The 24,035-nt window shown below is 37.0% G+C and carries 20 protein-coding genes; 5 read left to right on the top strand and 15 right to left on the bottom strand.

Annotation, left to right across the window (positions count from 1 at the left end; all coding sequences use genetic code 11):
* Positions 1-2: 2 nt before the first annotated feature.
* The 7 genes from MKX53_RS04010 to MKX53_RS03980 all read right to left on the bottom strand — a co-directional run bounded on the left by MKX53_RS04010 (position 3) and on the right by MKX53_RS03980 (position 10,223).
* Positions 3-362, bottom strand: coding sequence for a YwqH-like family protein (locus MKX53_RS04010; RefSeq protein ID WP_340909306.1), 360 nt, complete (start codon positions 360-362; stop codon positions 3-5).
* Positions 363-379: 17 nt separating this feature from the next.
* Positions 380-889: a type VII secretion protein EssA gene (gene essA / locus MKX53_RS04005; RefSeq protein WP_340909303.1), complete on the bottom strand. Its 510-nt coding sequence runs from the start codon at positions 887-889 to the stop codon at positions 380-382.
* Positions 879-3,725, bottom strand: a complete 2,847-nt coding sequence (gene esaA / locus MKX53_RS04000) for a type VII secretion protein EsaA (RefSeq protein WP_340909300.1) — start codon at positions 3,723-3,725, stop codon at positions 879-881. The genes essA and esaA overlap by 11 nt, the downstream gene beginning before the upstream one ends.
* Positions 3,722-8,200: a type VII secretion protein EssC gene (essC, locus tag MKX53_RS03995; protein ID WP_340909298.1), complete on the bottom strand. Its 4,479-nt coding sequence runs from the start codon at positions 8,198-8,200 to the stop codon at positions 3,722-3,724. The genes esaA and essC overlap by 4 nt, the downstream gene beginning before the upstream one ends.
* A gap of 63 nt (positions 8,201-8,263) precedes the next feature.
* Positions 8,264-9,598: a type VII secretion protein EssB gene (gene essB / locus MKX53_RS03990; RefSeq protein ID WP_340909296.1), complete on the bottom strand. Its 1,335-nt coding sequence runs from the start codon at positions 9,596-9,598 to the stop codon at positions 8,264-8,266.
* 14 nt (positions 9,599-9,612) lie between these two features.
* Positions 9,613-9,852 carry an EsaB/YukD family protein gene (locus tag MKX53_RS03985; RefSeq protein WP_093537215.1) on the bottom strand — a complete coding sequence of 80 codons (240 nt, stop codon included), beginning with the start codon at positions 9,850-9,852 and terminating at the stop codon, positions 9,613-9,615.
* A 77-nt stretch (positions 9,853-9,929) separates the two neighbouring features.
* Complete coding sequence (locus MKX53_RS03980) at positions 9,930-10,223, bottom strand: WXG100 family type VII secretion target (protein WP_090565261.1); 294 nt, start codon at positions 10,221-10,223, stop codon at positions 9,930-9,932.
* Positions 10,224-10,865: 642 nt separating this feature from the next.
* Between MKX53_RS03980 and MKX53_RS03975 the strand changes: the two genes are divergently transcribed.
* Genes MKX53_RS03975 through MKX53_RS03965 form a run of 3 tightly spaced genes read left to right on the top strand, consistent with a single transcriptional unit; the run spans position 10,866 to position 14,456 of the window.
* On the top strand, positions 10,866-11,618 hold the full coding sequence (locus tag MKX53_RS03975; RefSeq protein WP_340913233.1) for a DeoR/GlpR family DNA-binding transcription regulator: 753 nt from the start codon (positions 10,866-10,868) through the stop codon (positions 11,616-11,618).
* Positions 11,615-12,526, top strand: a complete 912-nt coding sequence (gene pfkB, locus MKX53_RS03970; protein WP_093537214.1) for a 1-phosphofructokinase — start codon at positions 11,615-11,617, stop codon at positions 12,524-12,526. The genes MKX53_RS03975 and pfkB overlap by 4 nt, the downstream gene beginning before the upstream one ends.
* 16 nt (positions 12,527-12,542) lie before the next feature.
* The gene (locus tag MKX53_RS03965) at positions 12,543-14,456 is read left to right on the top strand and encodes a PTS fructose transporter subunit IIABC (RefSeq protein ID WP_340909294.1); all 1,914 of its coding nucleotides are present in this window, start codon (positions 12,543-12,545) and stop codon (positions 14,454-14,456) included.
* Between the two features lie 286 nt (positions 14,457-14,742).
* Here the strand turns inward: MKX53_RS03965 and MKX53_RS03960 are convergent, their stop codons facing one another.
* The 4 genes from MKX53_RS03960 to ytxJ form a co-directional block, all read right to left on the bottom strand.
* Positions 14,743-16,242 carry a class I adenylate-forming enzyme family protein gene (locus MKX53_RS03960; RefSeq protein ID WP_340909292.1) on the bottom strand — a complete coding sequence of 500 codons (1,500 nt, stop codon included), beginning with the start codon at positions 16,240-16,242 and terminating at the stop codon, positions 14,743-14,745.
* 353 nt (positions 16,243-16,595) lie between these two features.
* Positions 16,596-18,347, bottom strand: a complete 1,752-nt coding sequence (locus MKX53_RS03955; RefSeq protein ID WP_340909290.1) for a mechanosensitive ion channel — start codon at positions 18,345-18,347, stop codon at positions 16,596-16,598.
* A 129-nt stretch (positions 18,348-18,476) separates the two neighbouring features.
* The gene (locus tag MKX53_RS03950; RefSeq protein WP_340909289.1) at positions 18,477-19,292 is read right to left on the bottom strand and encodes an STAS domain-containing protein; all 816 of its coding nucleotides are present in this window, start codon (positions 19,290-19,292) and stop codon (positions 18,477-18,479) included.
* A 17-nt stretch (positions 19,293-19,309) separates the two neighbouring features.
* Positions 19,310-19,642, bottom strand: coding sequence for a bacillithiol system redox-active protein YtxJ (gene ytxJ, locus MKX53_RS03945; RefSeq protein ID WP_340909288.1), 333 nt, complete (start codon positions 19,640-19,642; stop codon positions 19,310-19,312).
* Positions 19,643-19,805: 163 nt separating this feature from the next.
* Here ytxJ and MKX53_RS03940 point away from each other — a divergent pair, with 163 nt between their 5' ends.
* On the top strand, positions 19,806-20,309 hold the full coding sequence (locus tag MKX53_RS03940; RefSeq protein ID WP_340909286.1) for a YusW family protein: 504 nt from the start codon (positions 19,806-19,808) through the stop codon (positions 20,307-20,309).
* A gap of 172 nt (positions 20,310-20,481) precedes the next feature.
* Here MKX53_RS03940 and MKX53_RS03935 read toward each other — a convergent pair whose 3' ends face one another.
* Together MKX53_RS03935 and MKX53_RS03930 are read right to left on the bottom strand one after the other, a co-directional pair.
* Complete coding sequence (locus MKX53_RS03935; RefSeq protein ID WP_340909283.1) at positions 20,482-20,946, bottom strand: divergent PAP2 family protein; 465 nt, start codon at positions 20,944-20,946, stop codon at positions 20,482-20,484.
* Positions 20,947-21,011: 65 nt separating this feature from the next.
* Positions 21,012-21,671, bottom strand: a complete 660-nt coding sequence (locus tag MKX53_RS03930; protein ID WP_340909281.1) for a Dph6-related ATP pyrophosphatase — start codon at positions 21,669-21,671, stop codon at positions 21,012-21,014.
* Positions 21,672-21,786: 115 nt separating this feature from the next.
* Here MKX53_RS03930 and MKX53_RS03925 point away from each other — a divergent pair, with 115 nt between their 5' ends.
* Positions 21,787-22,116 (top strand): DUF5658 family protein, encoded by a 330-nt coding sequence (locus MKX53_RS03925; protein ID WP_340909280.1) that lies wholly within the window; start codon positions 21,787-21,789, stop codon positions 22,114-22,116.
* Positions 22,117-22,131: 15 nt separating this feature from the next.
* On the opposite strand, the gene MKX53_RS03920 is transcribed toward MKX53_RS03925, so the two are convergent.
* Positions 22,132-23,142 carry a M23 family metallopeptidase gene (locus tag MKX53_RS03920; RefSeq protein ID WP_340909278.1) on the bottom strand — a complete coding sequence of 337 codons (1,011 nt, stop codon included), beginning with the start codon at positions 23,140-23,142 and terminating at the stop codon, positions 22,132-22,134.
* Positions 23,143-23,291: 149 nt separating this feature from the next.
* On the bottom strand, positions 23,292-23,993 hold the full coding sequence (locus MKX53_RS03915; RefSeq protein ID WP_340913230.1) for a gamma-glutamyl-gamma-aminobutyrate hydrolase family protein: 702 nt from the start codon (positions 23,991-23,993) through the stop codon (positions 23,292-23,294).
* Between the last annotated feature and the right edge of the window lie 42 nt (positions 23,994-24,035).

Raw genomic sequence — 24,035 nt, 5'->3', positions numbered from 1 at the left:
AGTTAGTATGCTTTCGCTTGAGCTTGCCTTGCTTGTTCTGCCTCAATATTGGCGATAATCTGTTGAATCGATATAATTTCTGCATTCAATTCACTAATTTTCGCGGAAATAGCACTAAATACATTAGAAAATTGAGTTCCCGATATATCTACATAACTAGTGTGAATGCCAGATTCCCGTATATCGTCAAACTTATTTGCGTGATTCCCTTGCCAAGTAGTGGATGTTAGTTCCGGTTCCAAACATTTGTGTTCATTCGTATTATATTCAGATTGTTTCCCCTGCAAAGAAGACTGACATGTTATTAATCTCTGCAAATCTTCTCTCTTTTTTGCTAAGAGTGCATAATAATGACCAAGCATATACATTACCTCCTAATTCATTTTGCAATTATTTTGGAATCATTAGCATTGACTAGCCTTGGTAATAGAATGACAAATAACATCAGAACACCTAGCGCTATTATTCCGAAAAATAGGATAGTTCTTACGCTATTATTTGAAGATTTCTCTTCCTTCATTTCGGCAGCTGATAATTCTAGTTTCTTTGTATCAGAGCTAGAAAATAATTTTAGCTCTGAAGATTTCGCAGTTACGGTACTTTTTTCCCCGCGCTCAGCTGTATGAAACAAAAAGGATGTGTCTCCTCGATTAGGAAGCTTATTTCTCCCGTCAAAGTATATATCAAATTGCTTTTCAGGAATTGTATTTTTCATCTCTGTTTTTTGCTTGTCATGTAGATAATCGGTATTTTTCTTAAATTCTAGTTTTTCATAAATCAAGGGATCCAAGTCTTTTGCTTCTTTAGGTTCTTCTGCAACAACGATAAAGCTAGTTCCTATAAACATTAATACTAACAGTGGGAGGATGAACCGGTATTTAGCTCTCATACGCTTCATCTGCCACAGATGCTTTTGATTTATTAGTACTCATAAAGTAAGTAGTAGCAAGCATTGCTATAGCGATAACTGCTGTAATCACTGCTCCCCACATAAAGCTAGTTTCAGGTTCATATTTGATAGACATATAAACGGTAGACAAGACATCAGGTATATTAATATCAGGTACAGCAAGTATTAATAATGGAATAATGTATAAACACATCAAAGCCACACTAGCTAGCCACCCAACGGATTGTCCGAACTCTAATGCAGCACGAATGATAGCTGCGCCAGCAAGCAATAAAAGAATAGTAAAGATTGTCCATTCTAGTGCACGGTGGTCATTTAAAATATACATATAGATACTGTAGAAACTGATAATCAGACCAACAAGTATAGACAATAGAGCAGTCAGAGCTAACTGGAGTCCAATAGGTCCTTCTTTTATCTGATAAGAGAAATAACCGATTAATAAACTACTGATTAGTAGAATGATAAATAAAATTACAGGCGGAACTTTTTCCATTTCATCCGAAACAGCTGCTTCGCCTTTTACTTCCAATGGATTCACAAAGTGATTAAATGCATATCCATTTTCCTGACCATCTACATACGTGTTAGCTAAAAACTCTTGAATATCATTATCAAAAACAGACATAGCATTTACATTCGTATCCCATTTACCACTGAATTCATTAGATGTCTCTTTTATATTGTCTGCTTTCACAGTTAAATCATTGGCATAATCTACTAAACTGCTTTGTTTTTGCGATAAAGATTGAATCATTCCACTTAATGTTACAAGCTGAGAAGTGACATTTTGTTGACCAGCCATTACTTGCCCTTCAGAGGTATTTGCCACCGGTTCTCCAGATGGAATCATATTCGCTGGATTCTGAATTTGAGCAAGTAAGACATTTGCTTGTTCATCGATAGAATTTAGTTCGCTGATCAAAGAAGCATGCTGTTGTTCCGCAGTTTCTTTGTAACCAGACATGATTGCTGCAAATGTTGTACTTAAATCAGACATTCCTAGTTCTGTTTCTGGAATACTTTCTTCAACTGAAGTCCAACCCTCTAACTCCAATTCATTAATATTTACCACATTTTTCAACAACGCTGTTAAAATTTCATCCTTTAGAATAGCATCCTTATTTGCACTACCTCCACCTTCATTGAGAGTAAATTCAAATTGCTCTAAAGTAGCATAGTAGGATAGCAAAGAACTAGTATCTGTTTTAGCTGCTCCCTTATCAAATAGTTCTTGTAATCTATCTTTTTGATTTTTTGAAACGTTAGGGTTAGCAAGCAAATCATTTTCTTTTTGCATTATTTCCATTCCAATACGTGCAGTATCAGTTGGGTAAGTATTTATAATTTGTTGTATAGACTCGTATTCCCTATAAATAGAGTTATAGTTTTCCAATAGTTTTACATACTCTTCAGAAGCTTGTGTATAGTCAGTCGTTCCGGTTTGGTTTGTATTAGCCCATGTATCTTCTCTTTCTGATAAAGCTGCTGTAATCGAGCCTAATTCTGCTTGAAGGATATCAATTTCACTTATAAAAGCCGATGCAGGATCCGTTTCAGCCACTTTTGTTTTTAAAGAGGTTAACCCTGTTAATATATTATCCACTTTCACACGCTGTTCTTCTAAACCAGGTAGAACAACAGAAGCTTTGTCCGCAGCTTTTTTCTCCAGTTGTTCTTTAATAGAAGTAAATTGGTTCGGCTCTGTTCCTATGGAAGCTGCTGCAAGAACTGCATTTCCACTTTTCCCTGCTTCTATGCCTTTCTCTAAACTATCTAAGATTGTATTGTTGTAGCGATCGATTGCAGTTCCCTGTACTACTAGTAAATCTGCCAGTTGACGATCCACTTCATTTTTACGTAGTTCGGATAATTCATTAAATTTTTCTTTATTTGTATCGATAACATGATTCACTTTTTGAATTTCTTCATTTATATTGTTATTACTTTCTTCTAACATTTGCACGGACTGATTAAATTGTTCAGCCTGTGTTGCTGCTGTTGCGTGAATTTTTGCCAAGCTGTCATCCTGTACTTGTTGTAGTATTTGCCTTTGTGTATTTTGAAATTCTTTATACTGCTGAATATAGGTGATGAAGTTATTCATCTGTAATCCGAATGCATCTGCATTTTCAATTCGACTATTATGTGCATTATTTGCTGATCCGATTGTCGTTTGCAATGCTGCCATTTGGTCTTTTTGCGTTTGCATCTGTTCAGCTAATGTTTCCGACTCAGGCTTATAATAAGCAGACATGGAACTAAGGAATTCTGTTTCTTTTCCTAAAATGCTCGTAAACTCTTTTTTAATATGATTCATTTCCTGCGCTATATAGCTCCAGTATAAAGTGGAAATTTTATCATTTACGCGGTCTGTTGCTACTTCTATTTCATGTAAAACCTGTTCCTTACGCAATCCCGTTTTCTGACGCTGAACTTGATAGGCAAACTCTGCTTTTTTCGGATTTTGTTCATCATAAGACATTATATTTTCCGAGAAATTGGAAGGAATATAAACAATGGCATCGTATTGGTTAGACTTTAACCCATTTTCTGCCGCACCACGTCCCATTACTTTCCAACCAAAATCTGAGTCCTCTGCTAAAATAGAGACTACTTCGACACCCATTTGTACTTGTTCTGCATCTTTTGTTAATCCCATATCTTCATTTACGATTGCAATAGTGCGCTTGTTCGAGTTATTCAAATCGAGAATATTAACGCCCATCAGTTGGAAAAAGATAATAGGAATAGCTAGTATTAATAGAATTCCAACACCATATTTTAATAGTCTGATATTTTTATTTGATTTCATTGTACGTTCGTCCTCTCCAACTCACTTAAAGGGATTTTAACTTTAATGGCATTCCCATTTAAAATATAATGTGCAAATCCAAGTGGAAGCTCTGCTTCTTTTCGTTCATATGCAACTGTAAACAAAGTCTGCTCTGACTTTTTCATGTAGACGAGCGCCTGTCTAACAAGCTTCAACTCATTCGTAAAGGCATCATAGCCCTTCGTAATTTCAGCGTTATTCCCAGACACGATGACATTAAATCCTAAGTGACCGTATCGTTTCATCAATTTCGCTAGTCTGTCCTGTATGGTAATATCAGCTACTTGCAGGAATCTTGTATAGCCATCGATGATGAAATAAGAAAGCGTGATTTCTCCTGGATTCCCTTGTTGAATACTTTCGAGATAGTCCCGTTCTACTTCCGCATAATATTGCTCGGTCCGAGTAATCCATTCCACTAAATTCTCTTTCGTTTCCAGATAATCAATGGATTCATAAGCAGTAAATTTGGATAATCCTCTGTCAAACGAATCAAATATAGAGATAAACCCTGTTTTCTGTTCTAATAGTGTGTGAAGCATCAATGTGATCGTATTGGTCTTCCCTCTTTGGACTTGCCCTATGAGTAGACAATGACGATTTTTCTTAAAGTCGATGGTAATTGGAAGAACTGTATCCTCATCCAATCCAATTGGTACGATTCCATTCTTTATCTTTCCATCCAAGTAGAAAGAGAAACTTGAAGCTGATAGCTCTAGTGGAAGCATTGGAATTGGTAACGGATGTGTTCCTTCCTTATATTGCGCTCTTAAATTACTTACTTTATTCTTAATAGATTCTAATACTTCATAGTCATCTGCCCCACTAGCTGGCAAGTATATTTGAGTAAAGTAGGCATCTTCTTTCTTTAGAATTGCTCTACCCGGGAAAGGTTCTAGGTCAAATGGTACTCGTCCGATTACTGTAAATGATTCCGTTGCATCCATTAAATAATGAACAATTTTAGTTTTTAAATTATTCATTAAGGACTGTCGAACGGATTGAACTCTTGTTGCAGCCACAAACAGGTAAATTCCAAGCGATTGACCATCTCGACCAAATTGAATTAGTTGCGCTTCCAATTCTTCCATTTCCTCACGGACAATATCATAATTATCAACGGCTATATATAGAAGAGGTAACTTTTCCGTCGATAAATTATTGTACATATGAATGTTACTAACCTCTGATTGTTGGAAAGTAACCTTTCTTTTGGTGATTTCTTCTTTCATAAGCTTCACTAGTTTTTCTCTTTTTAACTCTTCATCTATCGTGAAATAATCAGCAGTATGAGGGAGCTGTCTGAGAGGAAGTAGCGAGCCATTTCCATAATCAAGCAAGTAAAAATTTGCTTCTTCTGGAGAAAGATTTTCCGCAAGTCCCAATATAGTTGTAAGTAATGTATATGATTTCCCATACCCTGAGGAACCGAACACGCCAAGATTTCCATCCTTTGTCCAGTTATAGGCAATTGATGACTGACTTTGCTTTTCTGGTTCATCAATCATTCCTACAGGGAACCCTGGTTGAATAGTAGTTACCTCGTGTTGTTTTTCAAGACGCAAAGGTAACGGCTCCAACCAAGGACTAGCCACCTTTTGGATATTCAAATCACTAGTTATCTTAGCAATTTTAGCAGTAACTGCCTCCATTTCTGTCAAGCCACTAGATTTCTTTTTCACGTTTGTCGCAATACCAGAAAGTGGATATAAACCAAGATCTGTGATAAGTGCCACATCGTCTTCACCCTCTAAAACTTCCTCCTTGTAAGGAGCCCCACTCCATGCAGATTGAAATAGCTCATACACTTCATTATTTCCAACTTGCAAATAACCACGTCCAGTTACAGTAATCGTAGCCGCATCTCCGTTCTTCAGGATTTCTTTACTATCCGATGCATCCTGAACCTTTAGTGCAACTCGAAATCTCGCATTACTCCAAATCTGTTCGTCAATAATACCGCCGGGCTTTTGAGTAGCCAATATAAGATGTACCCCTAAACTTCGCCCAATTCGAGCCGTACTCACAAGCTCTCGTATAAAATCTGGTTCCTCTCGTTTTAACTCTGCAAATTCATCCGAAATAAGGAATAGATGAGGAAGAGGTTCCATTGCCTTTCCTTCTTTATACAAGGTTGTGTAATCATCAATATGCGACACACCATATTGATCAAATAGACGTTGTCTTCGTTTGAGCTCACTATTTATAGATGCAAGTGCTCGCATACTAAAGTTTTTACTACCTTCTATATTCGTAATTGTCCCCAAAAGATGGGGAATATGCTTGAAAGGTTGAGCCATTCCTCCACCTTTATAGTCGATTAATAAGAAAGCTACTTCATGGGGATGATAATGGACTGCAAGCGATAAAATATATGTCTGTAAAAATTCACTTTTACCTGAACCAGTTGTCCCCGCTAACAATCCATGGGGACCATGCGCCTTCTCATGCAAATTCAATGCAACAAGTTCATTCTTCCCTTTGAAACCAATTGGAACTGCAAGTGATTTTGCTGACTCATTCAATGTCCAATTTCGTGCTATTGGTACATCCTCTACATCTTTCACACCAAACATCTCTAGGAAACCTACCGAGTTTGGAATCGAGTTTTTAATGCCTACTTGGTGATTCAATGTTCGAAGCATTCGTGTAAACCTTTCATTAGTCGAAGCATCAAATTCATCTAAATAAAAAGGAATATTAACAGCCTTTCCTGCCTCAATGAGGATATCTCCTTCTCGTTCATTTACATATCGAATGAGCGTATGAACATTTTCGGTCATTCGTTCCTGCGCAGATTCTGCGAAAACAACAGTTATGCCAAGGTCTTTTGTATGCTGGCTTTCTAAGTATTCTAAGATGACATGCTCAGCAAGCAGGGAATAATCTGACACGAAGAAAACTAAATGGGGGGCAAATATTGTTTTACCCTTTTGAACGTCAGTATCTCGCTCACGAATAATTTCATATAACGAAGATAATAATTGATCTCTCGTTTCTTCGTTATGTATAAAACCTCTTGCATGCATATGTGGCAGTTTAAAATGTGGTAACCATTTCATCCATTCCATTTCGGCATATTCCTCATGATTGAAAATATAGATAAATCTCGTATCATGATAGCTTTGTGAAAATGCCAATTGACCAATTATTTGTTGTAATTCACGCTTTATAACGGTTTCTTTGCCAGTTAAACCTAAGATGCCTTCTGATAACTTTGTTGTAATTGGTGCGTCTGGAATTTCTTTGTAAACCTTTTCCATTCGCTGAGCTTGTTCTAGTAAATCATCTATTTCTCGGTTTGCTAAATCTCCAGAAGATAGTTTAACTTCATAGCTAGCTTTCACATTTCCTGTTCCTAATCTGAATTCTAAAAAATCATGGCTTTCTAGCGTTCTTTCCCAAATTCTACTAGATAAGTCTCCCGTCATTTGTTTCATTTCTTCAAAAGAGGGGAAATGGTAGGTCAATACTTTCTTCTGCTTCTCGGATAATTCATAAAGCTGTTCTCTCATATTCTCTAAATACGCGGTATAAACTCGAAGTCTTTTTTCCGCATTTCGCTTATCTTTCTTTTTGTCTCGGAAGTATTGAACGGTAGAGGTAACTAATACTGTTAAAAACATAGTAATAGAAATAATGACGAAAATTCCTCTTGGGATGAAAATAGCTACAAGTGCCATTACAACAAGCATCACAAGTGGCGGTGCTATAATAAGCAATAATCCTCTTCCAGAAGCCTCCGGTTCTTGGGTAGGAAATGTTAACGAAACTTTGTCATCTGGAAGATCATAAATCATTCTTGGTGTTCGACGATAATCTGGATACATTTGCAATATTTCAGATGCCGGAATATCAATTATAGGAAGTTTCGTCGTATAAGGAACTGCAGCAGTTACCTCTATTAAGTCTTTTTGAAGTAATTTCATCTCTATAAAAGCCCACTGAAGCACATCACCGTTAGCTAGAATCGTGTTAGAATCCACTAATTTCCCATTAACATATAATGGACACCCGAAGTCTTTTTTTATAATCCATCCATCTGCGATTTGATTTAGTGAAAAATGTCCAGATTCTATTCTTGGAAAACTAGTTTTCAGTCTTTGAAATGTTGCGATTTCTAATTGGGTATCAAATGAAACTTCATTTTTAAAGTCTATATAGTATGTTCCGGAAGAGACCGGAGTGGAAAAAGCATATAGGTGGAGGGACTTTTCCTTTTGTTCAATTGTCAATCCCTCATCGTCTGTTAACTTTCCAAAGGAATTATCTTCGCTATAAACGGCGAGTCCATCCTCCTCTTTTTTTAACGTTAATGGTCCATTTATAAAGGGGAACGTCTGAATCGTTATATCATGTTCAATTGCTGGACCAATCGTCAAAGCGGTAAAACCTTTTTCAGGAATTGTAATTTGCTGATAGTTTTCGTCATAGAACAACCATAATTGTTGCAATAGGTACACCTTCTTTCAATTCATTTTCGAATTTTATATAGGGAGCAATATTTTTGTTTGCTATTACTTTGGTTGTTCCGTTTTTTGCTGATCTTGTTGTTCCTTTTGTTTTTGCTCTAGTTCTTGTTGTTCCTTTTGTTTTTGTTCCAGTGCTTGTTCTTCTTTTTCCTTTTTCTTTAGTTCTTCTTTTTCTTGTTCTTGCTGTTTCTGTTGTTCTATTGCTTGTTGTTCTTGTTCTTCTATTTCTTCCATTAACTTCTCATATTCCGCTACTTCTTGATCTATTTCATTTAACTTTTCTTGCATTTCTTCACCAGTTAAATCTTTATCTGCCTTCACTTCTTCTCTTAATTTCAACAGACCATACGTGATTAACTCTCCATCTTCCATTGCTCTAGCGATATCCACAGCATTTTCTGCCTCACCACGTCCGAGATAAATCCAATACTTTAAATAATCAGGATCCGTTTGCAAGGTAATATTAGAAAGTACATTTTTCTTTTGTTCTTCATCTAAGCGTTCATTTGTAACGGAGGAATAGGCAAGTTCATACAGCACGATAAACGGCATGGACTTAACGCTATAAGGGCTTAATATTGTTACTACTTGGCTGTAGTTTTGACCGAGGAATGACATTTGACTATCGATAAAGGCTTCGTTTTTTGGCTTTTCATGTACGAAGTAAATAATTGCAAATACAATAGCAGGAATAATAAGTACACCTAACCCAATCGATAACCACTTAGTTAATTTCCATTTCTTTCGAGGAAGCTTCACATTTTCTAGTTCTTTTTGTTCTAATAGCTCCATTTGCTGACTTATATAGTTGAGTAGTGAGTCACTTTCCTTCATCGTCATAATCGTAGAGCCTAGATCCTTCAATTCCAAAATCTCTGAATACTTTAAATACTCCTCAAATGTGAAAGAGCCGTCTATTGCGGCTGCAACTACGGCTTTTGTTTCTAACCAGACCCGCTCATCATTTGTTTCAAAGGGTGGTAAACTACCTAAAACTCCAAAATAAAGAAAACTCGGATCCATCCCTTTGCTATATATAATGTTTTCCGGAGAAACAATTAAATTTAAGCGCGGGTATGGATGTGAATATACCTTTTCCACTAATTGGTATGCAAACATCCACCTAGACTTTTCATCCTCCACATGGATAGCATCATATCTCTTAAAGGATGCGGGAATATCTGCTTGTATAATTAATTCATCGTCGGTTATGACTATGTCTTTTTTTATTTTTGGATTAACTTCTTTTAAAAAAATAATCTCTTCTGTTCGTTTAAACCCAACTCTCTCTTTCTGAAAGACAAAAGTAGTTTTAGAGGGTTCTTCATTAATTTCCGCACCGATTCGGTTTTTCAAGTATGTATGTGAATGATTGACCATCTTTATAGCTCCTATCAAATAATTTCAATTCGATCACCTGTCGTTATACCGCAATGGGCTAACGTCAAATGTCCAGGGAATATTTTATCTTTATTCACAACGCGCACCCAATGACCTTCGCGTGGATTTTTTGAAATAGAACTGGCCTGCCAGGCAATATCAATCATTTTTTTCATTGTATAATAATCGGAAAGTCTTAAATCGATGATTTTTCCATCGTATTTAGAAAGATCGACAGTAATTTCTATATACACTTTTTTCACCCCAATTAAGGAAAAAGCGCCTTCCTGTGCGGGAATGACGCCCTACTTTTTACAAGCTAACTGATAAATTATCCACGAATTTGACTAGCAACTTGTTGATCTGCATCTTGTAGTGCTTGACCAGCGCGGCTTAATTGAATACCTACTTCACTTAATAATTCACGCATTTCATTGAAATGAGGTTTTAGTCTTTCATATTGCTCAGCGAATGCAGCACTAGAAGAACCTTCCCACATCGATTGTAATTCACCGATCATGCCATCTAGGCGACCAATTTGTGAAGCAACCTCCCCTGATTCATGGTTGTAGCGAGAAGCCATAGCATCTAACTCAGCTGGTGTTACGCGAATAATTCCTGACATTCCAAACATCTCCCTTTTCTTTGAAATTTTATGACATTTATAAAATAACTGTGTAGCGCTTTCAACAGAACCCACAGGTACTTCCTACATTCAAAGTTCCACTAATACCCATTACCCTCTATCTATTAGTTTATAAACCTAATAAAATTATTAATTTCAAAAAATCTATAAACTAAAATTTTTTTATAAGTCTTAGAAAACTTTTCCTTTATTATAATAAATACCATTACATAATCTCATAGTCAAAAATCCTATCAAAAACCCAAAAAAATACTAGATATATAAACTCATAGACTTTTGTCATTAAATTTTCGAATATAGATTTACTTAATATTTTTTCGTTTTCATATTTAAAAATTAGTTGTATAAAAATCATAAAAATATTATTAAAAATAATACGCATTACTTTTATATCATTTTTTCAAAAATGCAACAGGATAATATCTCGTTATAAAGATACTCAAAGACTTAGTTTATTGCCCCCATTCATCATTAGATAAAGGTTGAGAGCAAAATTAAAAAAGAGAGAAAAAAATGATTGTTTTTGGATGTTTATGAATGTTTATGATTGAATTAAATTATGAATTCAGGTATTATTTATTTAACAGAAATTTAACTCTATTCAAGAAAGCAGTTGATTACTTGTTAACAAACGAGAGACATGCTTATATCTTAAAAAAGCTAGAAAAAGAACAAACGGTAAAAATCCAAGAATTGGTGGATGAAACTGCGGCTTCCGAATCGACAATTCGAAGAGATTTAACAGAACTTGAAAGCCAGCAGAAACTAGAACGCGTTTTCGGAGGCGCTATTGTGACTAGGAGCAATCTAATAGAACAAAGTGTGACAGATAAATCTACTCAGAATCTAGCCGAAAAAATTCATGTTGCACAAGCTGCAGCGGAACTGATCAAAGAAGGAGACAGCGTCTATTTGGATGCTGGTACCACAACTTTTCAAATGATTCCATTTTTGCAAAACAAAAACCTTTTGGTTGTAACTAATGGTTTGACACTCGTTGATGCCTTGAAAGATTATGGCATCACCACGTATTTAACCGGTGGATTATTTAAGTCTAAAACGAGTGCATTTGTCGGTTCTCAAACTGCCCGGGCTATGAAAAACTATCGTTTTGATATCTGTTTTCTTGGTGTTAATGGTCTGCATGAGCAATATGGGTATACGACACCGGATCCTGAAGAAGCAGCTATCAAACTATTGGCAAGTTCCTTGTCTAGAAAAACCTTTGTGCTAGCTGATCATTCAAAAATCAATCAAGTTAGTTTTGCGAAAATCATGGATTTGGAAAAGGCCGAACTCATCATCGATAGTATACCGGCAGAAACTTTGGATATTTTCAGAAAAAAAACTTCAGTAAAGGTGGTGCACGAATGATTTATACTTGCACTATTACACCATCAATCGATTATACCGTTTACCTGGCGGCTTTCGAAAATGGAAAACTAAACCGCTCCGAAGAAGTATATTATTATCCTGGCGGCAAGGGTATTAATGTTTCCAGAGTATTGAACAGACTTGGTGTTAAGAGCAAAGCCCTAGGATTTACTGGCGGCTTTACAGGTAGCTATATAGAAGAATTTCTACAAAAAGAAGGAGTAGATACTGATTTCATTGAAACTTCGGAAATAACCCGGATAAATATTAAAATAAAGGCAGATAAAGAAACAGAATTAAACGGGCCAGGTCCAAAATTAACGGAGCAACAATTACTAGTTCTCACAAATAAAGTAAAAGGCATGAAAACAGGCGATTGGTTCATTCTTGCGGGCAGTCTTCCTATCTCCATCTCCGATAGCTATTTTCTTGACCTTGCGGAAATCTGTAGGGAGAACGGAGTGCACTTTGTACTTGATACTTCCGGTCAAGCACTGAAAAAACTGACAAAAGTACCCTGCTTTTTGATCAAGCCTAACCTCGAGGAACTGGGAGAATTATTCGATACCGAAATCACAACTATTAAGGATGCCCATCACTATGCCAGAAGACTTTTAGAAAATGGCATCAAACATGTCATCGTGTCGATGGGAGGCGACGGGGCTTTACTCGTTACCAAAGACCTCTCTTTAAGAGCTAAAGCACCGACTGGTCTTGTCATCAATACAGTAGGATCAGGCGATTCACTCGTTTCTGGTTTCATCGCTTCCTATTCAAAAGACGAAAATCCTGAAAAAGCTTTTCGTTACGGTGTTGCAAGTGGAAGCGCCACGGCCTTCCGTTCAGATTTATGTGATCAACAAGGCGTCGAAGTATTACTTGAACAAGTAGAAATCACCCCAATCTGATGAAGGATGTGACAGGATGAAAATTACACAATTATTGACAGAAGAAACAATTATACTGAATTTAGATGCCACTTCAAAACAACAGGTTCTTGAAGAATTGACTGGACAATTGGAACAGGCCGGAAAACTAGTGGACCGCCAAGCGTTCCTGAAGGATATCCTAACGCGTGAAAATCAGAGCACTACAGGTATCGGCGAAGGCATTGCCATTCCTCATGCCAAGTCAGTAGCAGTCTATGCTCCAGCCATTGCATTCGGCAGATCTGAACATGGTCTCGACTATGAATCATTGGATGGCCAACCCGCTCATCTATTTTTCATGATTGCAGCCACTGAAGGTGCCAATGATGATCATCTGGAAGCCTTGTCAAGACTAGCAACATTTTTAATGGATGAAAAATTCCGTTCACGTATTCTTGCAGCCAGTTCTAAACAGCAAGTTTTGCAAGCGATTACAGACAAGGAGATGGAAGCCGAAGGGTCAGAAAAGCCGCTTGAAGAAAAGGATGAACCTCGTTCATCCGCTAAAAAGATTCTAGCGGTTACAGCCTGTCCGACAGGAATTGCCCATACCTATATGGCGGCAGAAAAACTCAATGATCGTGCAAAAGAACTTGGTATTACACTGAAAGTGGAAACCAATGGCTCGAGTGGTGTAAAAAATCGACTGACCGATGCGGAAATTGCAGAAGCAGAAGCTATTATTGTGGCAGCAGATACCAAAGTGGATATGGCTCGTTTCGATGGAAAACATGTCATCCAGACTGCAGTTGGCAAAGCGATTTATGAAACAGACGATTTACTGAATCGAGCGGTTAACCAAGATGCACCGATCTATAAGCATGACAAGTCAAAGGATGAAGCATCCTCTAGTGGTAAAGGCGGGTTTTATAAACATTTAATGAACGGTGTTTCCAATATGCTACCATTTGTCGTAGGTGGGGGTATTCTAATTGCCATTTCCTTTTTCTGGGGCATAAATGCATCGAATCCTGACAGTCCTGAATACAATGAATTCGCTGCTATGCTGAATACTATTGGTGGAGGCAATGCCTTCTTCCTAATGGTTCCAGTTCTAGCCGGATTTATCGCAATGAGTATTGCAGAACGTCCGGGATTTGCACCAGGAATGGTCGGCGGACTGATTGCTATTACCGTAACAGGCGTTGAAGGAGCAAGTGGTGGTTCCGGATTTCTTGGTGGACTGATAGCCGGGTTCCTCGCTGGTTATGTTACGCTGTTAGTCAAAAAAGTATTTTCAAGACTTCCTAATTCACTTGAAGGGTTAAATCCAGTATTGTTCTTCCCAGTGTTTTCAATTGCCATTACTGGAATAATCATGATGTTAGTCAATCCTGAATTGACGAAAGTCTATACAGGCATTTCAAGTTTTCTTGAAAGCCTTGGTGGGACAAATCTAGTGCTTGTCGGATTACTTCTAGGAGGCATGATGGCTATTGATATGGGCGGTCCTGTCAATAAAGCGGCTTATACATTTGGCATTGCTATGCTTGATGCACAAAACTTTAATTTCATTGCTACTGTCATGGCAGCAGGAATGGTACCGCCACTTGGCGTAGCGATTTCTACCACACTTTTCAAAAATAAATTCACAAAACCTGAACGAGAAGCTGGCAAGACAGCTTATGTGCTCGGTGCTAGCTTTATCACGGAAGGTGTTATTCCGTTTGCAGCAGCAGATCCCGCACGCGTTATCCCAGCTTCTGTTGCCGGAGCTGCAGTCACTGGTGCATTGGTAATGCTGTTTGACATTGGTTTGCGCGCTCCTCACGGTGGAATTTTTGTGATCGGCCTTGTTGATGGAGGTGCGATAAATATACTATTGTATGCATTCGCTATTCTCGTGGGATCCTTTATAACAGCTATAACCCTTGGATTCCTGAAAAAGAAAATCGTAATTGCTGCATGATTCAATACACTCTAGCTTTCGGGTCTTCTCTCCGAAAGCTTTTTTAATAGAAAAGTATATAAAAACACAGTATGAATACGTAGTTATGGAATGAATCATACTACTGATTTCCGTTACATGTGGACGCTCTGAGCAGAAATCAATAGCATATCTACATTTTTTTAGAAGACCAGGCATCTTTTTGCCTGTTTTTTATTTTATATCAGTTACGCTTGTACATGAATTTTGCTGGTTAGCTAATTAAAAAGACATCCTATTCCTTATCAGAAGTAGAATGTCATTATTATCAGTCTCGTAATGTAGTCTTTAGGACTTTTCCACTTGCATTACGTGGTAAGCTGTCGATAAATTCGACTTCTACGGGGAGCTTATATTTCGCTAAACTTTTGGAGCATTTACCCAATATATCTTCTTCTTTAAGCAGTTTCCCTTCCTTCAAAACTACATACGCCTTTGGAACTTCCCCATATACCTCATGAGGGACACCAATTACTGCGGCTTCTAGTACTTCCGGTATTTCATAAAGCACCTCTTCTACTTCTACTGGGAATACATTTTCTCCACCACGAATGATCATATCTTTTTTTCGGTCGACAATATATAATAGACCGTCCTCATCCATTCGTCCTAAATCCCCAGTGTACAGCCACCCATCTCTAATGGCCTGTCGTGTTGCTTCGTCATTTTTCAAATATCCCTTCATTAACTGAGGGCCCTTCACAACAATTTCACCTACTTGACCAATAGGCAAAGGGTTACCTTGCTGGCCAACTACTCGCACTTGTGTTCCGGGTACCGGCTCTCCGACAGATCCTACTTTCTTAAGGGCATAATGATCCTTTAATGTTGTTGCCGCCGGCGAGTTTTCCGTTTGCCCATATATATTTTGAACTTTCACTTCTGGATACATTGCTTTTATTTTACGGATTAACTCAAATGGCATAGGCGCTGCACCATACGTAAACAATCTTAGATTAGTTAACTTGAGTATTTCCATTTTAGGGCTATTCAATAAGATACTATACATCGATGGAACACCAAAAAAGACAGTGATTTTCTCTTGTTCTAATGTATCCATTGTTTGTTCTGGAGAAAAGCCTTCTTCAATAACAACAGTTCCACCAGCATAAATAACCGGGATACTAAATACATGACTTGCTGCACAATGAAAAAGAGGAGCTACTATTTGCATACGATCTGCTGAGTTTAGTTCAAGTGCTTCCACATAAAGCTTCGCGGTTGCTCGAACATTCGCTGCCGAAAGCATAACCCCTTTTGGTTTACCTGTCGTACCAGATGTGTAAAAGATAACAGTAGTTGTATTTTCATCTACTTTTCTTTCATTAAATAACAAACTATCATTATTGAACACTTCCAGAAGCGTAAGCGTATTTTCTTCTCCTAAATATAAAAGATCCTCAAAACTATTCATTGTTTCTGGAAGGTCATTTAATATTGAGCCTAATCGAGTATCATATATTAAGGCCTTTGCCTCTGAATGCTTAAATATATAATTGACTTCTGGAGCAGTTAACTTCGTATTAATCGGAAGAATTGTAAATCCGCCTAACTGACATGCATAATAACACGTCAGAAAATAATCGGAATTTATCAAGTATACCGCTATGATATCTTCCTGCTCATACCCTTTCGATTGAAAATATCCTGCAAGACGTTTTGCCTGCTCGAACAGTTCCTTGTAGCTTGTCTCCCTGCCTTGAAAAGAAGTGATAATTTTCTTAGGTGTTTCCTTTGCTAAGTATGCCAATCTCTCTGATACTAACATTCTATTCCCCCTTTATCCTATCTCACATTCAATTATTCTGAATTTATATAATATTATAACTTTAATGTTATTATACATAATTAGTAGCAAAATGATAATATTTTAACGGGGAATTCCAACCATATAAAAGTGTGAATCAATCGATGGTTGAAGATAATCGATTGATGATCCTATAAAATCGAGCGATAGCCACTAATAATCGAGCGATCAATAGCAATAATCGATTGATCCACGGCAATAATCGACCGATGATCATGGTGGTCATTAATAATTTTCGCTTCTAAATGCAAAAAAATATTCCTTCACAAAAAAGCTCCAGCGAGTTTTATACTCACTGGAGCCAATTCATATCATTATTGTTCGTCTTTTCTTTCATCAATTGGTGGTAAGTCTTCAAACGGGTGAAGATCATCCGTTGATGGGATATTATAGCCCGTGCTTGGGGAATCTTCCTCATGAGCCGGGTTTACAACATTTACATCCGCTGCTTGAATTGGGTTCACTTCGTCCATATGGGGACTTGTGCCCTTTAAGCTTTGTTCCGCTTTTTTAGGATCTTGAAAGTTTTCTTTAAATGATTCTTTCATTGTTTCTTTTTCTTGTTGATATCTTTCAGTAGAAACTTCTGCATCATTTAAGCTTTTTTCCATTTTCGATAAATATTTTGTAGCATGCTCACGACCACCAAGTCCAAATGCAAGTCCGAATGCTAATGCCACTCCTCCAAGAATAAGGATGAATGCTGCGTTAATAATAGATGCGGCAATGCCTAATTGGTCTAATGCCATGAAAAATGCAAATGCTAATATAGCATATTTTGCTACATAACGAAGGAAATGTGGTGTTCCTGATGAATGCGTCATCACGTTTCCAACTATTTTTTCTACTAAACTAGCTAACCAGAAGCCTACCGCTAGAATAATAATAGCTGCAATTACAGATGGCAAGTAAGCAAAGATACCTGTTGCCAGTGTTACCATAAAGTCTAGCTCTAATAATTGAAGTGTTTCCACTACAAATAGTAGGATAATAATGACTTGTACAATCGTCCCTATTAAAGTAGCAAACGATGGTGCTGCTCCATTAGCAGATTGGAAGCCCATTTTTCCAAAAATAGAATTCACACCTAATTTTTCAAGGAGAGATACAACCACATCCTTGACCCATTTAGCTGCAACAATACCAACTAATACAAGTACAATTGCTACGAAAATTTTCGGCAGCATTGTCATGACATCATTTAACATTGCAATGGCTGGTCCTGAAATACCCTCTAAATCTAAAATCTCCAGTGCTGTAATGGAAACTGGAATCATTATTAAAACAAATGCAAGGATGCCTACAATTTTAGATAAACTTGTTCCCTCAACAAACGAGGACAATTTCCATTTATCAGCTAAGCGGTCCAACCCTGCTGAATGCAATAACTTTTCTAGTAAGTTACGAACTAGTTTCGCAACAAACCAACCAATAGCAAATACAAGTACCGCTGATATTAACTTCGGTATAAAGGTAAAGAAACTCGCGAGCATTCCTTCAAACGGTCCACTTAACCCATCAATTCCTAGTGCACTTAATACTGCTGGAATGAATAATAGGAAGATTAAGTAATACGCAACTTTAGCTGCAGTATCTGTCCACTTCATTTGATTTTCAGGTTTTGCGTCAAACCCTGCTTTCTCCGAATACTTGTTCAAATTGAACTTTGATCCAATCATTTGAATCCCTTTTTTCACAACAGTAGCTAAAACCCAAGCAAATAATAATATCAAAGCAGCTTTCAAAATGTTCAAGAAAGCCCCCGTCAAACCAGAATACATCGAAACAAATGGTGCTGCCATCGTATTTAAATTCAATATATTAAAGAATAAAACAAGTGCTAAAATCAATACGATGAAGAAAACAACCTTACTAATAACTTTTTCTACAGTCCATTTAGACTTCGTGTTTCCTAATCGTTCATTTACCCTAAACTTACGTAATAATTTGTGAGTTGCATTTTCCAATACTTTTGCAACGATAAATCCAATAAGAAGCACAAGAATCGCAACAACTAACTCCGGTATATAAGATAAGGTATCATTCCAGTAATAACGATCTAGCATACTCTCTCCTCCTTCAATTCAACTTTTTTATATCCTTAACATAGATTAGTTACCCACCACAAAGAAAAATTAAACAGAAATACAAAAAAAATCCAATCCTGAAGATAGGATTGAATTTATTGGAGATTATTATTTCAAACTATTAATGGCCATTTTTACACTACCATATGTATTAAAAGAGGTAAAATCAATCCCTGCTTTCACGACAGTCATCGATAAGTTAGGACGAATACCGGAGAATAACACATGGATACCTAATAATCCGAGCACATTGTGAATAGTGAATATATGCTGTGCTATTTCCATATCTATTGCCATAGTTCCACTAAAGTCAATAATGAGATAGTCAATTTTCAAATCTGGAATAGTCGGAACAACATAATTTAATAAATGCTGCACCCGTGTATAATCAATCGCTCCTATTAATGGTAATACTGCCACACCGTCCTGAATAGGAACAATTGGTGCAGATAGTGCATTGATTTCACGTTGATGATCTTTTATTGACTTGTCCCGATACATTTCATATGCACTAATCGTTTCTGCCATACTGACATCCATCAAATAACAAAAGCGATTATTTACTTTAATAACATCTTCTGTAGACAGTCCATGCTCCATGGATATTTGAGAAATTTTTTGTAAAAATATTAATCGGCGATTTGCGTACGGTTTCATAATGTTAGAAAATCGACGGAACAATTTAGCTTCTTCTTTCCCCGTCTGTTTGCTCCATTGTTTCAGTTCTTCCTCTGCCGACTCTCTTGAACCTTGTAAGGAATCTGCCAACAATACTAAAAACTGCGTATTTTTTTGAATGAATTGTTCCAGCTCTTCGGGTGATAATTTCGGGTTATGATTGTCGTTTGCTGTATCCGTCATGTCTCGTATAATCTTCTCGGCATTATCCACTAAATAATTTTTTACTTTTAGTATTGATTCCATTTCATTGCTCCAATCTTTTATAATGATGCAGTTACTTTATCTAACTCCTTTTTCGTAATTTTCCAGTGAGAGGCATTCCATACAACATCGCTATTTGCTATGACAAACGCCTGAGGAGATTCATGTTGAATGCCAAGGTCCTTTGAAATCTCATTAGATACTGCACGATTTTCTATAACTTTCACTAAATAACTTTCTATTGAATTATTAAAAGCCGTAAATTCGCCGTATGCATGTGCACTCACAGGACATGTTGTACTATGTTTGAACACTAGGATTGCTTTATCCTTTGACTCATCAAAGATATTCTGCCACTGATTAACTGTTGTAATTTCTTTATAATTTCCCATTCCATCACCTTCCTATACTTTACTATTACAGTTCTTTACCCCCATTGTTATAATCATAATCATTTTCTGCATTTATTTTAAATTATATGGTAATGTTTAGGGCTAACAATTTGGGTTATATAATAAAAGAGTAGGTTTAAACACCTGGAAAGGAGCCAACTAGATGAAAACCACCAAATTTAAAGTACTTACATCTACATTTCTAACTTCGGCATTACTGCTAGGAGCTTGTGGAGACAACAATGATGAGGTAGAAGAAAACGAACTAAATGAATCAGAAGTTCAAAAACAAGAAGAAGTAAAAACAGAAGAGGATACTGTGGTAGAAACTCCTGAAGAGGAGCCAAAAGAAGTAGCATTCGAAACGTTTAATCTAAAAATAGATACTGCCGATACAAAAGATGCGGTAGTTGCTCAATATAGTAAAGAACCGAAAGACTCTCTTTACTCCAATGAACTCGATGCTGCTGATATCAAAGGAGAAGAAGCCAAGGAACTTCTTCATTCTGTTTTAGGCGAGCTACAACTAAACAAAGATATGGCAGATGAAGATGTCATTCAAAGAGTGACACTTGCCTTTGGTATTGAAGAATATAAAAACTTTAATTTAGAGATTGCTTATAATGGGGAAAAGGAAGTTAAAACCTATACAGATTCTAAAAAATAACCTTATTTAGCCAAGTTGGAGTTTTTCAACTTGGTTTTATTTTGTCAATTTATTAGAGATTGTTTAACAGATTTAGAGATTGAGTTTAAAGATGGACGAAAAATAAACAATAGGAAAGGCCAAGTTAGAATTACTATCTAACTCGGCCTTTCCTATATAAATGCATTATTAATTAATCTTCTAATTTAGCGCATAATACCCCAAATGCAGTTCCTAATATTGCACCTGCCATTACTTCTACTGGCTGATGTCCAAGAAGTTCTTTTAATTCGCCTTCTCGTTGAACATATTCAAAACTTGGAAAATTCCCTGAAAGTGCTGCAATATTATCTTCCAAATCGTTTACTAATTGTGCAATTTCCCCTGTATGTCTTCGAATTCCCTGCGCATCATACATAACTATTGCCCCGAAAACAACAGCAAGAGCAGTTTCTGTATGTCGAGTTCCCTTATTGGCAGCAACATAAGATGCTAATGCAGCGACACCTGCAGAGTGAGAACTTGGCATTCCACCTGTGGTTAATGCCTGTTTCAAATCCCAATTACCCGTCAATTTCTTATGTGTTAATACCTTTAAACCCTGTGCTAGCCCTATTGCCGATAAAGCAGTTACAATTCCTCTATTCATTTTGGTCATTTTTCTTCTCCACCATTTCAGAATAATATGTATTTTCTTCTTTACAATACCCTTTTCCGTTTGTATTAATCATTAATCATTACCGGAGAGAAAATATAGTCACCCTTTACTATAGTCTGTCCAATTTTTATAGGCACTCTACTAGAAAATATGGGGCCATCCACAACAACCGTGTGAAATTCTCCATTTTCTCCACAAGCATCAATTCCTAGAGCTTCCAATTCTACTATCAACTCTTTTGAAAACTTCCTGCCAACAAACTCAGCTGGCATCATTGTAGCGTTCACTACTACAATCCAAGCTTCAAATCCTGCATCTATCAAATCTACAATAATTTTATGGCGTGGTTCTTTCCATAAGGGATGAACCGCAACTATATCTGATTTTGCACACGTATTTTGAACCCATTCTAAATGCCCATCTAGATCAATATCTCCAAACACGCCATGAGTAATTCCTTCAGCGCGACATTCGTCCATTGATTCTGTAAATAGTCCCTCATAAGAACTCCAGCTTGCTTCTTTTATAGATAATGGTATTCCTAACCGTTCTGCCTGAGCTGTCACCACTTCAAATGGTAGTGCATGAGATTTAGAAATTTCTCCTTCTTCTTCGAACATGGTCAGTAACCTCTTCGGTTTCATCCCCATTTTCATTGCCCGATAATAGGCCATCGCAGAATCCTTCCCTCCCGACCAAGAACAAACAAATGGAACATCCTTCATTTTTAGCACAACCTTTCCGACCTTTTTTAATTGTAAGCTATTTTGCAAATGAAGAATATAATCTGCTGCTTCAATCACATACTAATAGAAAAAAGTAAAAGGAGTACATTTTCTATTGCTTACAAATCCCCTCTCATTCATACAAAATAAATTAGTCAAATTAGGAATAATCCTATTAATACTTGCTACTCTCGATGCTTTCTTTACCGATTTTGGCATTCAAAGTCATCATATTACAGAAGCAAATCCTATTATGCGGAACCTATATGAAGGTAATTTAATAGGCTTTTATTTGATAAAAATTGCTCTTCCTATTTTACTAATCGGCATTGTTTCCAAATTAAAATCGAGACCCTTTATAGTAATTTTAATGAATATTGCTATTTTTCTCTATGTAAGTGTGTTATTCCTTCATTTTTTCTGGTTTACGCTTGCATTTATATAAATGTAAATCCAGCAACTAATTTGCTGCTGGATTCTTTTTCGCATTCTTTTCCTGCTGCTCCCAACGTTTTAACAACGGGAAAGGATCATAAGCCCATTCTGTACGACCGTTAAATTTATACATTCCATAATGTAAATGTGGCGGGAATTTACCAGAGGTTCCCTCTCGGCCGTAACCCGAGCTTCCAACATAGCCGATAACGGTTCCTGGCTCCAAAAAATCCCCTTCTTTTAAATCCTTTGTATAGCCAGATAAGTGAGCATAATAATGATAAGTATTATTTACATCACGAATTCCAACACGCCAGCCACCGTAATCATTCCAACCTTTTGTTTCTACAATTCCATAAGTTGTGGACTTCACAGGTACACCATAGGAAGCGAACAAATCGGTTCCTTCGTGCATCCGTCGTCCACCCCAGCCTCTCCTGTCACCCCAAGTACTGCGGTAACTGTAATTATGCTGAAGTGCCAGAGGAAATGCACGTCCATCTAGGTCTACCGTATTATAGTGCTTATAAATTTCAGCATTTGTCATAATCTGTTTAACCGCTTCATCTCGAGTGTAATAGTCCTTCAGTGTTTTTTCAAAATCTTCTTCTGTTACGACGCGCTCGCTTAAATAATTAGTTAATGTAAACATCACATCATCATCGTGATTAAGATCAGCAAAACCATCATTATTCCCATCAAGTCCACTACCATCAAAAAAAGTGATGGATGTGCTATTCCGATCATCTCTTATAGGATTCAATAATCCAACCCAAAAGTCATCGGAAAATTGAAACGCCACAACTCCCTCTCGTTTTGGGAGATCACTGCGAACTTCTTGTAAATTGCGTTCGTATTGGTCAATTGCAGCCAAGTAATACCACGGGAGCATCTCACTTGAATACTTTATATAGTAGTCCATGCGCATTTCCAAAATTTCTTCACGCGTCGGCTCTTTCTCCGCGGCCGAAACATTAGTCGATATTAAAAAGGAAAGCACACAAACAAAAAACCCTTTCCTAAGCCCTATTTTCAAAGCAATACCTCCTCATTCATGATTCAAATAGCTTTCCCTAGAAAAAACATTTCATGAATTACATTTTTTAAGTAAAAAGGAGAATAATAAAAACGACTGAATAAACAGTCGTTTTTATTAAAGCTTCAGCTAGACAATACATTCTACATTCATTTCATACAAGCATTCATAAAGGCTTGAAATATTGCATGCGAGCTTGTATCCTCTTTTGTTAACAAGCTCTCAGGATGCCACTGTATACCCATAACAAATGGATGCTTCGTACTTTCAAAAGCTTCAATTACTCCATCACTAGCAACACCACTGACGATAAAACCTGTTGGCATATTTCTAAGTGCTTGATGATGATAACTGTTCACCTTAAGTTTATCCATTCCAACAATTTTGCGTAACAAAGATCCCTCCGTCACTTCAACAAAATGAGAGCCATGCCAATTTGGAGCCTGCTGCTCATGCTGTAGTAATGGTCCATCCTTTTGCGAATAGATATCCTGATACATATCTCCGCCCATCGCAATACTCATAATTTGGGCTCCACGACAAATTCCTAAAACAGGTTTATTTAACTCTAGCATTTTTTGAAAAAGTGCCATTTCAAATAGATCTCGCTCTGGAACAATATTACCTAGACCCGGAAGTGGCTCTTCTCCAAATAATGTCGGGTCGATATCTCCACCACCAGTTAGTAAAAGACCATTAATTGTATTTGCGATTTCTGTAATTTCATCTCCTACTAAATTTGGTAACACAATTGGAACTCCTCCAAATTGTGTGATTGCACGCACATTACTCATTGGAACTGATAGCAAATCCTCTTTTATATTTGACGACACACCAATTACAGCTTTTATACCAAACACTCCTCCTGGTGGAATATATAATGATTGTATGCT

The sequence above is a fragment of the Psychrobacillus sp. FSL K6-4615 genome, assembly GCF_038008225.1.
Taxonomy (GTDB): Bacteria; Bacillota; Bacilli; order Bacillales_A; family Planococcaceae; genus Psychrobacillus; species Psychrobacillus psychrotolerans.
Note: the sequence above shows the minus strand (reverse complement) of the source record. Positions and strands in the feature narration are given on the sequence as shown.

What these genes read in the sequence shown, in the direction of transcription:
- MKX53_RS03935 (WP_340909283.1), bottom strand. Translation starts at nt 20,946, where the DNA reads ATGACCAAAATGAATAGAGGAATTGTAACTGCTTTATCGGCAATAGGG.
- essB (WP_340909296.1), bottom strand. Translation starts at nt 9,598, where the DNA reads ATGGTCAATCATTCACATACATACTTGAAAAACCGAATCGGTGCGGAA.
- esaA (WP_340909300.1), bottom strand. Translation starts at nt 3,725, where the DNA reads ATGAAATCAAATAAAAATATCAGACTATTAAAATATGGTGTTGGAATT.
- MKX53_RS03930 (WP_340909281.1), bottom strand. Translation starts at nt 21,671, where the DNA reads ATGAAGGATGTTCCATTTGTTTGTTCTTGGTCGGGAGGGAAGGATTCT.
- MKX53_RS03955 (WP_340909290.1), bottom strand. Translation starts at nt 18,347, where the DNA reads ATGCTAGATCGTTATTACTGGAATGATACCTTATCTTATATACCGGAG.
- MKX53_RS03965 (WP_340909294.1), top strand. Translation starts at nt 12,543, where the DNA reads ATGAAAATTACACAATTATTGACAGAAGAAACAATTATACTGAATTTA.
- MKX53_RS04010 (WP_340909306.1), bottom strand. Translation starts at nt 362, where the DNA reads ATGCTTGGTCATTATTATGCACTCTTAGCAAAAAAGAGAGAAGATTTG.
- pfkB (WP_093537214.1), top strand. Translation starts at nt 11,615, where the DNA reads ATGATTTATACTTGCACTATTACACCATCAATCGATTATACCGTTTAC.
- MKX53_RS03960 (WP_340909292.1), bottom strand. Translation starts at nt 16,242, where the DNA reads ATGTTAGTATCAGAGAGATTGGCATACTTAGCAAAGGAAACACCTAAG.
- essA (WP_340909303.1), bottom strand. Translation starts at nt 889, where the DNA reads ATGAGAGCTAAATACCGGTTCATCCTCCCACTGTTAGTATTAATGTTT.
- ytxJ (WP_340909288.1), bottom strand. Translation starts at nt 19,642, where the DNA reads ATGGGAAATTATAAAGAAATTACAACAGTTAATCAGTGGCAGAATATC.
- MKX53_RS03980 (WP_090565261.1), bottom strand. Translation starts at nt 10,223, where the DNA reads ATGTCAGGAATTATTCGCGTAACACCAGCTGAGTTAGATGCTATGGCT.
- MKX53_RS03940 (WP_340909286.1), top strand. Translation starts at nt 19,806, where the DNA reads ATGAAAACCACCAAATTTAAAGTACTTACATCTACATTTCTAACTTCG.
- MKX53_RS03950 (WP_340909289.1), bottom strand. Translation starts at nt 19,292, where the DNA reads ATGGAATCAATACTAAAAGTAAAAAATTATTTAGTGGATAATGCCGAG.